The organism is Bacillus sp. 05T21 (assembly GCF_056396785.1).
The window spans coordinates 1-15163 of the sequence record NZ_JBFTMD010000031.1; the positions used below are offsets into that span (position 1 = coordinate 1).

At 36.5% G+C, this 15163-nt stretch carries 14 protein-coding genes; 3 read left to right on the forward strand and 11 right to left on the reverse strand.

Annotated elements, in window-relative coordinates; all coding sequences use genetic code 11:
- Window positions 1-13: 13 nt before the first annotated feature.
- Window positions 14-100 carry an IS3 family transposase gene (locus AC1DKZ_RS28735; RefSeq protein ID WP_078030485.1) on the forward strand — a complete coding sequence of 29 codons (87 nt, stop codon included), beginning with the start codon at window positions 14-16 and terminating at the stop codon, window positions 98-100.
- 80 nt (window positions 101-180) lie between these two features.
- Here AC1DKZ_RS28735 and AC1DKZ_RS28740 read toward each other — a convergent pair whose 3' ends face one another.
- Complete coding sequence (locus AC1DKZ_RS28740) at window positions 181-888, reverse strand: hypothetical protein (RefSeq protein WP_476997580.1); 708 nt, start codon at window positions 886-888, stop codon at window positions 181-183.
- A 504-nt stretch (window positions 889-1392) separates the two neighbouring features.
- On the opposite strand from AC1DKZ_RS28740, the gene AC1DKZ_RS28745 reads away from it, so the two are divergent.
- The gene (locus AC1DKZ_RS28745) at window positions 1393-2475 is read left to right on the forward strand and encodes a polysaccharide deacetylase family protein (RefSeq protein WP_476997581.1); all 1083 of its coding nucleotides are present in this window, start codon (window positions 1393-1395) and stop codon (window positions 2473-2475) included.
- Window positions 2476-2591: 116 nt separating this feature from the next.
- Window positions 2592-3821, forward strand: a complete 1230-nt coding sequence (locus tag AC1DKZ_RS28750) for an aminopeptidase (protein WP_002169285.1) — start codon at window positions 2592-2594, stop codon at window positions 3819-3821.
- A gap of 40 nt (window positions 3822-3861) precedes the next feature.
- Here AC1DKZ_RS28750 and AC1DKZ_RS28755 read toward each other — a convergent pair whose 3' ends face one another.
- From AC1DKZ_RS28755 to AC1DKZ_RS28800, 10 genes are all read right to left on the reverse strand, one after another.
- Window positions 3862-4185 (reverse strand): DMT family transporter, encoded by a 324-nt coding sequence (locus AC1DKZ_RS28755; RefSeq protein WP_000263259.1) that lies wholly within the window; start codon window positions 4183-4185, stop codon window positions 3862-3864.
- A 47-nt stretch (window positions 4186-4232) separates the two neighbouring features.
- On the reverse strand, window positions 4233-5684 hold the full coding sequence (gene gabD / locus AC1DKZ_RS28760; protein ID WP_476997582.1) for an NADP-dependent succinate-semialdehyde dehydrogenase: 1452 nt from the start codon (window positions 5682-5684) through the stop codon (window positions 4233-4235).
- Window positions 5677-7044, reverse strand: a complete 1368-nt coding sequence (locus AC1DKZ_RS28765; protein WP_113938031.1) for a sigma-54 interaction domain-containing protein — start codon at window positions 7042-7044, stop codon at window positions 5677-5679. Before AC1DKZ_RS28765 ends, gabD begins: the two co-directional genes overlap by 8 nt.
- A 306-nt stretch (window positions 7045-7350) precedes the next feature.
- Window positions 7351-8715: a 4-aminobutyrate--2-oxoglutarate transaminase gene (gene gabT, locus AC1DKZ_RS28770; protein WP_002124901.1), complete on the reverse strand. Its 1365-nt coding sequence runs from the start codon at window positions 8713-8715 to the stop codon at window positions 7351-7353.
- 156 nt (window positions 8716-8871) lie between these two features.
- Entirely contained in the window at window positions 8872-9618 is a 747-nt protein-coding gene (locus AC1DKZ_RS28775) for an HAD family hydrolase (protein ID WP_002010052.1), read from the reverse strand.
- Window positions 9619-9812: 194 nt separating this feature from the next.
- On the reverse strand, window positions 9813-10718 hold the full coding sequence (locus AC1DKZ_RS28780; protein ID WP_002010051.1) for a diacylglycerol kinase: 906 nt from the start codon (window positions 10716-10718) through the stop codon (window positions 9813-9815).
- Window positions 10719-11380: 662 nt separating this feature from the next.
- Window positions 11381-12808, reverse strand: a complete 1428-nt coding sequence (gene gatB / locus AC1DKZ_RS28785; RefSeq protein ID WP_476997583.1) for an Asp-tRNA(Asn)/Glu-tRNA(Gln) amidotransferase subunit GatB — start codon at window positions 12806-12808, stop codon at window positions 11381-11383.
- Window positions 12809-12822: 14 nt separating this feature from the next.
- Window positions 12823-14280, reverse strand: coding sequence for an Asp-tRNA(Asn)/Glu-tRNA(Gln) amidotransferase subunit GatA (gene gatA / locus AC1DKZ_RS28790; protein WP_002010048.1), 1458 nt, complete (start codon window positions 14278-14280; stop codon window positions 12823-12825).
- Between the two features lie 14 nt (window positions 14281-14294).
- Window positions 14295-14585 (reverse strand): Asp-tRNA(Asn)/Glu-tRNA(Gln) amidotransferase subunit GatC, encoded by a 291-nt coding sequence (gatC, locus tag AC1DKZ_RS28795; protein WP_000086999.1) that lies wholly within the window; start codon window positions 14583-14585, stop codon window positions 14295-14297.
- 141 nt (window positions 14586-14726) lie between these two features.
- Window positions 14727-14963 (reverse strand): YiaA/YiaB family inner membrane protein, encoded by a 237-nt coding sequence (locus AC1DKZ_RS28800; protein ID WP_002029490.1) that lies wholly within the window; start codon window positions 14961-14963, stop codon window positions 14727-14729.
- Window positions 14964-15163: the final 200 nt, after the last annotated feature.

The window sequence follows — 15163 nt, forward strand, 5'->3', positions numbered from 1 at the left end:
CATAAAGGATTATATGGAGGAGTATAATTATAATCGTTATCAGTGGACATTAAAAAAGATGGCTCCGATCGAATATCGGAACCACCTTTTAAGTGCTTGATTTTTCAGGGCTTTTTTATTAAACTGTCCATTTTATAGGGTACAGTTCAGACAGCAAGGTGATTTTTTTATTATCATCATTTAAGAAACTGAAGAAAACTCTAATACCTCTTCCTTATTAATAATTTCTCCCTTATATTCACCTTTCACCGAAATATCAATAATTGATTTATTTCCTGTTTCCATTTTCCCTAAAGAGAACATATATATTAAGTCATCTTTTTTTAACATCCATTGTTTTCCGTGCCAAGGACCAGTTAACTTCTGTTCTGGCGATGCCAGTATTTCTCCAAAATATTCACATTCGCCTAGAGATGTTTTTACTGTATTCTTCTCCGTATCAATAACTATATATTTAAGAAATTTTATACTTTCACTTGAAAAAATCTCTACTTCATGGTCACTTTTTTTCTTGAATTTCAGCTTTCCATCCTTTGTATTAACCAATTTACTTTGATCAATTGCATTTAGTACAAACTCATACTCTTCTTTTGTAACACCGAAATTAGGATGATATGGAAAACTTTTTTTCTCTGCATGCTCTTCTACGTATTTTAAATACCATTCCATATTATTCACTAGATGCTCTCTCATTCTTTGACCAATATTCCCTACCTTTTTAAGAGCATCTGGATCCATCTCTAATGTCATAATATCCGCCGTCACTTCCGCATTCATAAGATGCGGCGGAATATACTCTTCCACACTATTCGCTTTACTCGTTTCACTTTGACAACCGACTATGAATAGCGATATGAGCAGGATATATACTAATTTTTTATACTTCATCTCTGTTCTCCACTCCGTACATCATTCTTGCTTACATTTATAGCGGTTCTTATTATAGTCCAAAGTCCTGATATTTCAATAGAAACTACTCTACATATGCAAAATTACATATTAATAAACCTTTCTCTTACTTTAAAATTAACTTAAATCATTTACAAAAATATACAAATTACAAATGAAAAATGTTATAATTTGTAAAAATATATTGGAGGATATTATGAAAGCCCACGCCCTTTTCGACTTCTTACATTTACTAGTCTTGACCATGAAAAGCTATTATTTATGGGGAATGCCTATCTATGTCTTCATTATTCCTCTTATCTTTGTAGTCGGTTATATCATTATCAATTCTAATAAAAAACGAAAGAATACATCTATTCAGAGTCACTAACCTATCCCATATCTAAAAATGATATGATGAACAAGGGTATATCCCCACCTCTCTTATAGCGGTGGGGATTTTAATGTAAGTATGCAACATAATACACAATAGAAGGTGATTTCATGAGAAAATATGCAGCAATTGCTTTATGTACGTCTGCCATTCTAGCAGGCTGTAACACAAATAATGCTAGCCCAGAACCTGCAAAAGAGAAAAAGGTACAAGAAGTAAAAAAACAAGAAGAGACTGTACAAACACAAGGTAAAATTTCTTATAATCCAATTACGCACGAATCTACAAACGTAAATATTCATATTACGGACATAAAGGATTCTTTAACCGAAGTACAATATAAAATTTGGCGCACAGCTGATGGAAAGGAACACGCTAAATCTTTTTCTTCTAAAGAAAAGGAGAAACAATTTACACTTCCTTTTGATATAAAAGAATTTGAAGGAAAACGCGGTGAATATCAAATTGAAGCAACAGGAATTAAAGAAGATGGGAAAACGATCCCGCTCACGAAATCTACCCTTACTTTCGAGCAAAAAGTTCCTGTTCTTATGTATCACGCAATTGATGATTATCATGGAAAAGGTATTAAAGATTTATTCGTATCGCCTGCTAACTTTGAAGCACAAATGAAATATTTAAAAGAAAACGGTTATACATTATTAACGTTTGAACGCTGGGGCGATATAAATAAAGTGAATAAGCCGATTTTCGTTACATTTGATGACGGTATGAAAAATAATATGAATGCATTTCACATTTTACAAAAGCTAAAAGATGATACTTTTAAACCAGCAGCAACAGAATATATGATTGCTGATAACGTTGATGTAGAAGGCGCCCTTTCTACATCTGAAATAAAAGAAATGGTTGATTCAGGTATTTTTTCTGTACAATCTCACACAGCATCACATGCAGACTTGCCGAAAATTACAAACTATGACGAAGAGTTAAAAGGATCAAAAGAAAAGCTAGAGAAAATAACAGGTAAGCCTGTTATCGCAATTGCTTATCCATTCGGTCATGTAGATGATAAAGTTGTCGCAGAAACAAAGAAACACTATCAATTTGCAACAACAACGAAGCCTGGACAATTCATTACGAAGGGTGAACCTGATGAGTTGTTAAAAATGAAGCGTGTTCGCATACACCATACAACGACTGTAGAACAATTTGCTTCTTCGATTAAATAACTATTAGAGCTCAATACATTTTGAGCTCTCTTTTTACGTTATATTTATATATATTTTTAGAATTTTCTTGTATTATATATAGTAAGAAATCTTTCAAACTAAAGGAGATTATACATATGTCATTTGAACAAACGTTAGAGAAATATGCTGCCCTTGCAGTCAATGTTGGTGTTAATATTCAACCCGGACAAACTTTATCAATCAGTGCACCTCTTGAGGCTGTACAGTTTGTACGCCTCGTTACAGAAAAAGCATATAAATCTGGTGCAAAACACGTATATGTTGATTGGAATGATGAGACGTTAACACGCTTAAAGTTCGATCTAGCTCCTGAAGAAGCTTTCTCTGAATTCCCTTCTTGGAAAGCACATGCTCGTGAAGAATTAGCAAAAGAAGGCGCTGCATTTATGTCCATCTATGCAGAGAATCCTGATCTATTAAAAGGTGTAGAACCAAAGAAAATTGCAACAGCTCATAAAGTAGCTGGAGAAGCGATGAAAGTATACCGTGATTATGTACAAGCAGATAAAGTAAGCTGGTGCGTAATTTCTGTTCCTACGAAAGAATGGGCTGCAAAAGTATTCCCTGACGTAGCGCCAGAAGAACAAGAAACAAAACTATGGGATGCTATCTTCAAAGCTACTCGTGCTGATTTAGAAAATCCTGTGGAAGCATGGAAAGAACATGATGAAACACTACATACAAAAGTAGATTACTTAAACGAAAAACATTATAAAGCTCTTCACTATACAGGCCCTGGAACAGACTTAACAATCGAACTTCCAGAGAAGCATGTATGGGCTGGTGCTGGTAGCTTAAATGAAAAGAACGTAGCATTTATGGCTAACATTCCAACTGAAGAGGTATTTACAATGCCTCTTAAAACAGGTGTGAACGGCCAAGTATCTAGCACAAAACCGTTAGCATTTGCAGGTAATATTATCGATAACTTTACATTAACATTCGAAAACGGACGTATCGTAGACTATAAAGCTGAATCTGGTGAAGAGGCTTTAAAACATTTAGTAGAAACAGATGAAGGTTCTCACTTCTTAGGCGAAGTAGCCTTAGTACCTCATGATTCACCAATTTCAAACACAAATATTTTATTCTACAATACGCTATTTGATGAAAATGCATCTTGCCACCTTGCAATCGGAAATGCTTATGCATTTAACTTAATTGGCGGAAAAACAATGTCTAAAGAAGAACTTGCTGAAAATGGCGCAAACGCTAGTATTACACACGAAGACTTCATGATTGGATCAGCTGAGCTTGATATCGACGGCATTACAGCTGATGGAAGACATGAGCCGATCTTCCGCAAAGGGAACTGGGCGTTTTAATAAAAATAAAAGGCTATCTTCCACGCCGGAAGATAGCCTTTTATGATGCCGATGACACTTTCAGTCCAATTACGCCTAAAACAATAAAGAGAATACAAAATGCTTGGAATAAATTAATATGCTCTTTAAAAAAGTACACACTAATGATTGTAATAAGTAGCGTTCCCACACCAGACCAAATTGCATAAGCAATGCTTAAATGAATCTTTTTAACAACGATAGCAAACACGCTGAAACAAATTCCATAGAATACGAAAATAAGTACACTTGGAACAAGCTTTGTTAAACCGTTCGATAACTTCATCGCAATCGTTCCAGCTACTTCAAAAATAATTGTTACGAGTAATAATAGCCAATATACCATACTAGAATCTCCTTCTCTGTTACCTTATAGAGATTCTAGTATACTACTTATAGTCCTAACGAAATATATTTAATTTCTAAATATTCCTCGATACCGAAATGGCCTCCCTCACGGCCGATACCACTTTCTTTAAAGCCACCAAATGGTGCTTGTGCAACTGATGGAAGTCCATCATTTAAACCGATAATACCGTACTCTAACGCTTCGCTAATTTGGAATGCTTGACTAATATCTTTTGTGAAAATATAAGCAGCCAAGCCATATGGTGTATTATTTGCTCGCTCGATTACTTCTTCAACCGTTTTAAATTTAGCAACTGGTGCAACCGGTCCAAATGTTTCTTCATTCATACAAAGCATCGTGTCATTTGCCAATCCAATTACTGTTGGCTGAATGAAATAACCATCTAACTCTGCAAATTTATGGCCACCGTATAAAACTTCTCCGCCCTTTTGAATTGCATCTTCAATATGTTCTTGTACTTTCGAAACTGCATTCGCATCAATAAGTGGACCTACAGTTGTTCCTTCGCCGAATCCATCTCCGACTTTAAGCTGTTCTACAGCTTTTGTGAACTTCCCTGCAAATTCTTCATACACTTCTTCTTGAACAAAGATGCGGTTTGTACATATACACGTTTGTCCTGCGTTACGGAATTTCGAACCAATTACCGCTTCTACCGCCTTATCTAAATCAGCATCATTCATAACAATAAATGGAGCGTGACCACCTAATTCAAGCGAAACCTTTTTCATCGTTTGCGCAGCGCTAGCCATTAATTCTTTTCCAATTTCAGTTGATCCTGTAAAGGAAACTTTTCGAACGCGCTCATCTTCCATCCACGTATCAGCAATTGCTTTTGCACTACCTGTTACAATATTTATTACACCTTTTGGAATGTCTGCTTCATGTGCTAATTCAACTAACTTCAATGCAGTTAATGGCGTTTGACTCGCTGGTTTCACAACTGCCGTACAGCCTGCTGCAAGTGCTGGAGCTACCTTTCTCGTAATCATAGCAGCCGGGAAATTCCAAGGCGTAATAGCTGCCATAACCCCAACTGGTTGCTTCATAACTAAAATACGCTTATTCGGATGAGAAGCAGGAATCATTTCACCGTATATTCTCTTTCCTTCTTCTGCGTACCATTCAACAAAACTATTTGCATAATTCACTTCACCAAGTGCTTCTGCAAACGGCTTCCCTTGCTCTCTCGTCATGATTGCTGCAATTTCTTCTTTATTTTCATCAATGAGTGTGAACCATTTTTTTAACTTTACTGCGCGATCCGCTGCCGTTAATTTTGACCATAATTTAAAAGCCTCATGTGCAGCATCAACTGCTTGCTTTGCCTCTGTAATCCCGCCCTTTGGTACAGTTGCAAATACTTCCTTTGTCGCTGGATTATTCACTTCGATTTGTTCTTGCAGTGTAATCCACTCACCATTTATATACATCGCCTTTTTCTCTAAGTTTACGAACGTCGCTTTTTTATCCAATGTTTTCTTCCTCCTCTATAAACTTCTTAATTTTCCTAGTAGCAGCAGATTGACTTATTTGCAAAAACTCAGCCACTTTATAACTTGATCCATACGTTTTATACGCTTTAAGAATAATATTTCTCTCTACCTCTTCCAGCATTCTATAAAGACTTTGTCCAGATTGTTCAACTGTTGCCTCTTGCATAGATAGTGGCAAATCTTCTACCGTTACAAAATCATCAACAGTGATAACAATTCGTTCAATTACATTTTCAATCTCTCTATTATTTCCTTCCCAAGGGTACCCTACAAACATTTGTAACGTACTAGGTGCTAACTTCACATCACGTCCGTACTTTTTATTAAAATGCTGTAAATAATGATAGATGAGCGGCAAAATGTCTTCTGTTCTCTCCCGAAGTGGCGGAATTGAAATTGGAATGACATTCAGACGATAGTATAAATCTTTCCGGAATGTTCCTTGTTTCACCATCGTACTTAAATCTCTATTTGTTGCCGCTACAATTCTAACGTCCACCTTTTTTAATTCTCTTCCGCCTATAGGACGAAACGTTTTTTCTTGCAATACTTGCAAAAGCTTCGCTTGAATTTCAAGCGGCATTTCACCAATTTCATCTAAGAAAAGAGTTCCTTTATGCGCTGATTCTAATAGTCCTTTTTTCCCTTCGCGATTTGCACCTGTAAAAGACCCACCTGAATATCCAAAAAGCTCAGATTCGATTAAATTCGTCGGCAATGCCGCACAATTAATTTCATAGAAACTTTCATTCTTCCGGTGACTCACTTCATGCAAATGGCGTACTAATCGGCTTTTCCCAACTCCAGTCTCACCTAATACGAGAACAGTACTATCTACTACAGATACTTTTTTTATTGTTTCGATTATTTTTTGCATAGCGATACTTTTAAAAATAAGTCCTTCGTGTTCATATGTTTCTCTTAATTCTTTTTTATATGTTTTTAACTGATTATCCATTTCCTCTACCTTTTGACGTAATTGATAGAGTTCTGTAAGATCACGAGAATAACTAATCACTCTTCTTAAATTTCCCTCATCATCAAAAACAGGCCTTGTACGAACATGCAAATACTCTCCTGATTTCGTTGTTTGAACAAGTTCAACTGGCCTTTTCTTTTCAATTACTTCTAACGTTGCAGATGGATAAAAAATCCCTTCTTTTTGTAGTTCTTTTACATGCTTTCCTACTAATTCCTTAGCAGAGAGCTGGTAATGTCTTTCACACATGCTATTTACACGTACAACGATTCCTTTATCATCCGTAACAAAAATTTCGTCAAATGCATATTCAAATACATCTTGTAAATCCATCAACACTCGTTCCTTTTCTGCAACCATCCTAGCCACCCCTTACTTCAAATCCATCGATTCACTTCACTACCTTTATTATAAAGTGAATTTTCTGCATTTTATATAGAGTAAGCTAGAATGTTTTCAATTTGTTATTTATACAAATCTATTTATATTTTTCAACACATAATTCGCTGCCTTGAAAAATACAGAATGCCATCGCAACCACACCCTCACTTTGTTTTAGCTTAGCATGGGGCAGGAAAAGGGGCTGACCGATTCTATGCATGGCCAGATGCTCTCTTCCGCCTAAAAAGAAAAGCTTTATGCCCTTTTTTAAGTTATCCCAATTCTTTAAACACGAGCGATATTTGCTTGCTCATAACAAGCTTGCAATGATTCTTCAATTATTGTTAAACCTTCCTCAAGTTGCTCATCCGTAATCACTAATGGCATTAACACACGAATAACATTTCCATATGTTCCTGCTGATAGTAGAAGTAATCCATGCTTATTTGCTTCTGCACATAAATTAGACGCTAATGTTTTATCAGGCGCTTTCGTCTTGCGATCTTGAACGAGCTCGAATGCACACATTGCCCCTAAGCCGCGCACATCACCGATGCAATTGTATTTGTTTTTCATCTCTTGGAATCGGTTCATTACAACTTTCCCTACTTCTATCGCTCTATCATTTAATTTCTCTTTTTCTATTACATCAAGCACAGCTAATGCAGCCGCACATCCTAGTGGGCTTCCTGCATACGTTCCGCCCAGTTCTCCCGGTGCAGACTCATTCATAATTTCTTTACGCCCAATCACGCCACTTATCGGTACACCAGCACCTAATGATTTAGATACCGTAATTAAGTCTGGAACGACATCATAATGATCAATTGCAAAGTATTTTCCAGTACGACTAAAGCCTGTTTGAATTTCATCAGCTACAAATAAAATACCGTGCTCTGAACAAATGCTGCGTACTTCTTGAACGAATTTCTTACTTGGAACGATAAATCCGCCTTCCCCTTGAACAGGTTCCATTACAACTGCTGCAATTGTTTCTGGTGCTACTTCTGATATGAAGAAGTTCTTAAACTCTTCAATGATAAAGTCATCATACTGCTCTTCTGTTAACCCTTCTGGGCGACGGTATTCATATGGGAATGGCGCTTTATATACTTCTGGAGCAAATGGGCCAAATCCAAATTTATATGGTTTTACTTTACTTGTCATCGTCATTGTCATTAATGTACGCCCATGAAATCCTTTAGAAAATGCGATAATTCCAGGTCTCTTCGTATATTTACGAGCAATCTTCACTGCATTTTCAACCGCTTCTGCCCCACTATTTAAAAACAGCACTTGTTTATCGAAATTACCTGGTGCTAATGCGGCAAGCTTTTCCGCTAATTCAATATACGGCTCATACATCATCACATTAAATCCAGTATGAATATATTGATCTACTTGTTTATGAAGCGCTTCTTTAACAGCTGGATGACAGTGTCCTACATTAATTGTCCCAATTGCTCCTGCGAAATCAATGTACTGATTTCCATCCACATCTGTTACGAGTGCACCATTTGCAGACTGTACAAATGTTGGAATACCATTACTTACTCCTTTTGGTACTATATTTTGGCGGCGTTCTAATAAAGACGCTGCTTTCGGTCCTGGAATTTGTTCATTTACTTTAGCAAATTTTTTTGTGTTCATTGTGTACCCCATCCTTTTCTATACAATGTTTTCTCTTTATATTGCAAGATGTATGCCAACTTCCTCTTTCTAGTATTCATCCCATTCTCTTACTATCTCGGCATAAAAAAAATAAGTCTATAAAGACTCGTATAGAGTCTTTATAGACTTATTCATTTATACATTAGACTTTCCTTGTTCCCAAATAAACTCACCTGAATGAGAAATTAAATCTTCAACAGATTGCAATACTAAATCTGCAAGTGGTTCTAACGTTTGACGATCACCCGTACCAGATAGTACGCCAATCGCATAACAGTCGCCACCATTTTTCGCTAAATGTAAATCCGTCGGTGTATCCCCGATGACTGCTACTTCACATGTCTCTAAATTAAATCTCTCACAAAACGATTCTACAATTTTTTTATCTGGCTTCTGTGCTGGAAATGTATCTGAAGCTATAACACAATCAAAAAAAGCTTCCAATTGATATTGCTTTAAAAATAATTCTGTCGGCGCGAAATCATCAGCTGTAACGACACCTAGAATAAACCCTCTATCCTTTAATGCTTGTAAAACTTTCGGTAAATCTGCCGTCATTCTCATATGTGAACGATGCTCGTACATAAGAGCAAACAACTTTTCACTCACCCATTGATGCATCTCTTCTTCTCTAGATGATGCAATATACTTACAAAGCCCCTTGGCCACATCAAGACTTGTTCCAGCAGCGAGCGCACTACGCGGATGAACAAATGCTCCATCTACGCCAATCTCTTTTAATAAAGCCTGCTGCATTGACTGTGGGAGTTGATATAATTTTATACATTCAGCGACAAGCTCTTCAGCTACTTTTATCCAAATTGAATGAAAATCCATTAATGTCCCATCTTTATCAAATAGTATTGCTTTTACCTTCTCCATAGCATCCTACCTCTCATTTCTTATCTCTTCCAGTGTATCAATAAAATATGGATATAAAATAAACGGATTGTAAAAATACCATAAAAATCAAACTAACTTACAATTTACAATTCATCTGCACATAGAGAAACTTTAATCAGTGGGGGAATCTTATTGCTCACAAATAGTGAGGTGAAAGCAAAAAAAGGATGCCTTTACAGGGCATCCTCTTGATGTTCAGGAACAAATAGTTCCAGACAATGATATATATTTTCAAATTCCATTGGTGCATCTCCGCCATATTCACCATCTAAGTTGATCATTAATTTATCAGGTGAATGCACTTTAATACGATTCGCTTGTGTATATAGTACTTTCGGATTGTTAATATGTTCCCCACGCTGCGCTTGTGTTGCTGCTTTAATTAAATCAGCGATAGAACCTTTTTTCAGTACTAATAAATCAAATAATCCATCGTTAATAGATGCATATGGTGCTACTTTTTCGAATCCACCAACTGAACGAGTATTCGTAATTAAAAACATCGTAATTTCTTCTTGTAGCAGTTTCCCATCATACTCAATTTCAACATATGTTGGATGTAATGATGGTAACATTTCGATTCCTTTTAAATAGTAAGCAAGTTGGCCTAATACCGTTTTTAGCTTGCTTGGTACTTCATATGTTAATTCTGTAATACGGCCGCCACCAGCGATATTAATGAAATATGTATCATTCGCTCTACCAAGATCTAACGGTACCGTTGTTCCTTCACAAATAATATCCGCAGCCTCTTCAATAACACGAGGTACACCGATCGCACGCGCAAAATCATTTGTCGTTCCAACTGGAATAATTCCAAACTTTGGACGATGCTCATGTCCTACTAAACCGTTCACTACTTCATTTAATGTACCATCACCACCAGCTGCGATAACAACATCAAACTTACGATCCGCAGCTTGCCTCGCTGCCACAGTCGCATCTCCAGGACCAGTTGTCGCATGACAAGACGCTTCATATCCAGCTTGTTCTAATTTTTGTAATACTTCTGGTAAGCTCTTCTTAAATAGCTCGCGCCCAGAAGTAGGATTATAAATAATTCTTGCTCGCTTCATCATTTATTAGCACAGGAAATTCCTTATTCATTGAAAAACGAATACACCGAACCCTTATCCAGTATCCCTATGCTTACCTCCTCTCATCTTCCTATCCTTCTTTAATTCCGCTCAAACAGGCAGTAAGAACCCGATTCGTGTAGCCCATCAAAAGTAACTATTCACTCCTGATAGTTTTGCTTTATTTAACCAAGAAATTTATCCCGCTATTTGCGGGCAGTAAAACTCCCACCTCAAAATTCGGCTGGGGCAAAGAAGTTATGTGGGAGTCGGGCTGCCCGTAAATGCCCGATTGGTGAAGGCTAATAATCAGTGGGGGATGAACACCCCCCCACTGATTAAAGTTTCACTTTATGTCTATCCATTCTCTCACATCAATTTACATATAATGAATAATAATTATCTATTATTTCATGAGATGAAAAAACTCTCTATGTCTAGATTTATCATTATTCCCACCTTTTTGCAACTATCATACCATAGTTGCTATACAAACATTTTTTCACTTTTGACAGTTAATCAAACGTTTGTTTAAATTATTTTTCACCATTTAAACAAACGTTTGATTAACTCAGAAAAAACACCCAAATACGGGTGTTTTTTCTGTTTAATCTTTAAGAATCTATAATATTTTAGCGTTCAAAAATAAGAATTCTTCTCTTTTTTTAGCGCTTATTAATCTCTTCAAGTAAGATTTTATTAACAAGCGGTGGATTTGCTTGTCCTTTTGTAGCTTTCATAATTTGACCAACTAAGAAGCCAATTGCACGGTCTTTACCGTTTTTAAAGTCTTCAATAGATTGCTCATTATTATCAAGAATTTCTGTTACAACCTTACGAAGTGTTCCTTCGTCAGAAATTTGAACCAGACCTTTCGCTTTAACGATTTCGTCTGGGTCTCCACCTTTTTCAATTAATTCATTAAATACTTTCTTCGCGATTTTAGAAGAGATTGTACCTTTTTCAATTAATTGAACCATTTTAGATAAACCAGCAGGCGTTAATGCAACGTCTTTTAATTCTTTTTGTTGTTTGTTTAAGTATGCAAGTACTTCACCCATTAACCAGTTTGATGCTAATTTCGCATCAGCACCGTCTGCAACTGTTGCTTCAAAGAAATCAGACATCTCTTTCGTTAATGTCAATACATGCGCATCATAAGCTGGTAAGCCAACTTCTTCAACATAGCGAGCTTTACGTGCATCTGGAAGTTCTGGAATAGAAGCACGAATTTCTTCTTTCCACTCATCGTCGATGTAAAGTTCAACTAAGTCTGGCTCTGGGAAGTAACGGTAATCGTCAGATCCTTCTTTTATACGCATTAAGATTGTTTTCTTCGTTGCTTCATCATAACGACGTGTTTCTTGTTGGATGATACCACCAGATAATAATTCTTTTTCTTGGCGCACTTGCTCATGCTCAAGACCTTTTTGCACGTAAGTGAAAGAGTTTAAGTTTTTCAGTTCTGCTTTTGTACCGAACTTCTCTTGTCCAACTGGACGAAGTGAAATATTCGCATCACAACGAAGAGAACCTTCTTCCATCTTACAATCAGATACACCTGTATATTGAATGATTGATTTTAACTTCTCTAAGTACGCATATGCTTCTTCTGGAGTACGCATATCTGGCTCAGATACGATCTCGATTAAAGGCATACCTTGACGGTTGTAGTCTACTAATGAACCGTCAGCTGCATGCGTTGATTTACCAGCATCTTCTTCTAAATGAAGACGTGTAATACCGATACGTTTCTTTTTACCGTCTACTTCGATTTCAATCCAACCATTTTCACCAATTGGCTTATCAAATTGAGAGATTTGGTAAGCTTTCGGATTATCTGGGTAGAAATAGTTTTTACGGTCGAACTTCGTTTCCGTTGCGATTTCACAGTTTAATGCCATTGCGGCTTTCATTGCAAAGTTAACTGCTTCCTTATTTAAAGTAGGAAGTACCCCTGGGTATCCTAAGTCAATTACACTTGTTTGTGTATTTGGCTCCGCTCCGAATTCTGTTGGACTCGCAGAGAAAATTTTCGAATTTGTTTTTAACTCAACGTGAACCTCTAACCCAATAATTGTTTCTAAATTCATCTATGCTCGCCTCCTTACAGACTTGCTTTTTTTGTATGATAGTCTGTTGCTTGCTCAAACGCATGTGCAACGCGGTAAATCGTCGTTTCATCGAAGTGTTTACCAATGATTTGTAGACCAAGTGGCATGTTGTTAGCACCGAATCCACATGGAACAGAAATCGCTGGAACACCCGCTAAGTTTACTGGAATTGTTAAAATGTCATTTGCATACATTGTCATTGGATCGTCCACTTTTTCGCCTACTTTAAATGCTGGAGTTGGCGTTGTTGGTCCAATAATAACATCGTAGTTAGCAAATACATTTTCAAAGTCATTTTTAATTAATGTACGTACTTGTTGTGCTTTTTTGTAATATGCATCATAGTAACCAGAGCTAAGAGCAAATGTACCAAGCATAATACGACGTTTTACTTCATCACCGAAACCTTCGCTACGTGTGTTTTTGTAAAGATCTAATAAGTTATTTACATTATCAGAACGAACACCGTAACGTACGCCATCAAAGCGTGAAAGGTTCGCAGATGCTTCAGAAGAAGATAATAAGTAATACGTTGCTAGAGCGTATTTAGAGTGTGGAAGAGATACTTCCTCCCAAGTTGCGCCCATACCTTCTAACACTTTTAAAGCAGCTAGCACTGACTCACGAGCTTCTTCGCCAACACCTTCGCCTAAGTATTCTTTCGGTACAGCAATACGTAAACCTTTAACATCGCCTGTTAAACCAGCTAAGTAGTTTCCTACTTCAACGTTTGCAGAAGTTGCATCCATACGGTCAATACCTGAAATAGCTTGTAATAAGTATGCATTGTCTTCTACTGTACGTGTAATCGGTCCGATTTGGTCAAGTGAAGATGCGAATGCTACTAATCCGTAACGAGATACGCGTCCGTAAGTTGGTTTTAAACCTACAACGCCGCAATATGCAGCTGGCTGACGGATAGAACCACCCGTATCAGAACCTAGAGAGAATAATACTTCTCCTGCTGCTACTGCTGCTGCAGAACCACCACTAGATCCGCCTGGAACGTAATCTAAGTTCCATGGATTTTTTGTAGCGTAGAAGCCTGAGTTTTCATTTGAAGAACCCATTGCGAACTCGTCCATATTTAATTTACCAATTGTAACTGTGTCAGCAGCTTTTAGCTTTTGTACAACTGTCGCATCGTAAATTGGATCGAAGTTTGCTAATATTTTGCTCGCACAAGTTGTACGAAGACCGTTAGTTACAATGTTATCTTTTACACCAATTGGCATACCGAATAATAAACCATTATCCTCAGCACCAATCTTTGCATCTAATTCTTTCGCTTTCGCGCGTGCATTTTCTTCATCTAATGTAAGAAAAGCTTTTACGTTATCTTCAACATCCGAAATACGTTTGTAAGATTCTTCTACTAAATCCGTAACGGAAATTTCTTTGTTGTTTAACTTCTTATGTAACTCTGATACAGAATGATCAAATAATGACATCGAAATTCCCTCCTCTATTCTAATACTGCTGGAACACGGATTTGATTATCTTTGTGATCCGGTGCATTTTTTAATACTTCTTCTACTGGTAAACCTTTTTCTGGCACATCTTCACGCATAACATTTTTCATAGTTAATACATGAGTTGTTGGTTTTACATCAGTTGTATCTAATTCATTTAACTGTTCTGCAAATGTAACAATTGCATCTAGTTGTTTTTGAAATTTTTCTGCTTCTTGATCAGTAATTGCAAGACGTGCTAAATGTGCTACGTGCTTTACATTCTCAACGGAAATTCTTGACACGGCTAGGCCACCTCCATAATATATCGTTCAATCTACAATACTATTGATGATACCAAATTTTCAGTACTTCAAGCAAGTCAACACACGGCACTTACGGTATTTTTACATAAAAAAAGAAAGGCAAGTGCCTTTCTTTACAATTTACTCTTTATCTAACGATTTATTTTTCGGAAATCTTTCATTATCTTCCTCATTATCACGAATTGTTTTTTGTAATACAAAACAAGACATCGTTAAAAATAATGTTCCAATTAAATAGTACCCTTTTACACTAAGCGTTTCATCTAACGTGTAAATCCCAATTAGCATTCCTGAAAGCGCACAAACAAATGAAGTCCATGCTAAAAACGTGAACGCTTGCGTATTTCGTCTTCTCATCGTTCTCCCCCTCGTTAGCTGTACACCTATTATAGATAAATATATTTATCACAATGGGTTTTTATGTAAAATCACTTTTCTATTTATTAATCTATCACAAAAAATTTCTATTTTGAAGGTATTTTTCTTTCTAATCTGAAAAAACAGTTAAAAACATTGACATTTATTTCAATTCCACATAAAATAAAAAACAAATATTA

Coding starts and splice junctions, on each gene's coding strand:
- AC1DKZ_RS28735 (WP_078030485.1), top strand. CDS start 14: ATGGAGGAGTATAATTATAATCGTTATCAGTGGACATTAAAAAAGATG.
- AC1DKZ_RS28740 (WP_476997580.1), bottom strand. CDS start 888: ATGAAGTATAAAAAATTAGTATATATCCTGCTCATATCGCTATTCATA.
- AC1DKZ_RS28745 (WP_476997581.1), top strand. CDS start 1,393: ATGAGAAAATATGCAGCAATTGCTTTATGTACGTCTGCCATTCTAGCA.
- AC1DKZ_RS28750 (WP_002169285.1), top strand. CDS start 2,592: ATGTCATTTGAACAAACGTTAGAGAAATATGCTGCCCTTGCAGTCAAT.
- AC1DKZ_RS28755 (WP_000263259.1), bottom strand. CDS start 4,185: ATGGTATATTGGCTATTATTACTCGTAACAATTATTTTTGAAGTAGCT.
- AC1DKZ_RS28765 (WP_113938031.1), bottom strand. CDS start 7,044: ATGGTTGCAGAAAAGGAACGAGTGTTGATGGATTTACAAGATGTATTT.
- gabT (WP_002124901.1), bottom strand. CDS start 8,715: ATGAACACAAAAAAATTTGCTAAAGTAAATGAACAAATTCCAGGACCG.
- AC1DKZ_RS28775 (WP_002010052.1), bottom strand. CDS start 9,618: ATGGAGAAGGTAAAAGCAATACTATTTGATAAAGATGGGACATTAATG.
- AC1DKZ_RS28780 (WP_002010051.1), bottom strand. CDS start 10,718: ATGATGAAGCGAGCAAGAATTATTTATAATCCTACTTCTGGGCGCGAG.
- gatB (WP_476997583.1), bottom strand. CDS start 12,808: ATGAATTTAGAAACAATTATTGGGTTAGAGGTTCACGTTGAGTTAAAA.
- gatA (WP_002010048.1), bottom strand. CDS start 14,280: ATGTCATTATTTGATCATTCTGTATCAGAGTTACATAAGAAGTTAAAC.
- AC1DKZ_RS28800 (WP_002029490.1), bottom strand. CDS start 14,963: ATGAGAAGACGAAATACGCAAGCGTTCACGTTTTTAGCATGGACTTCA.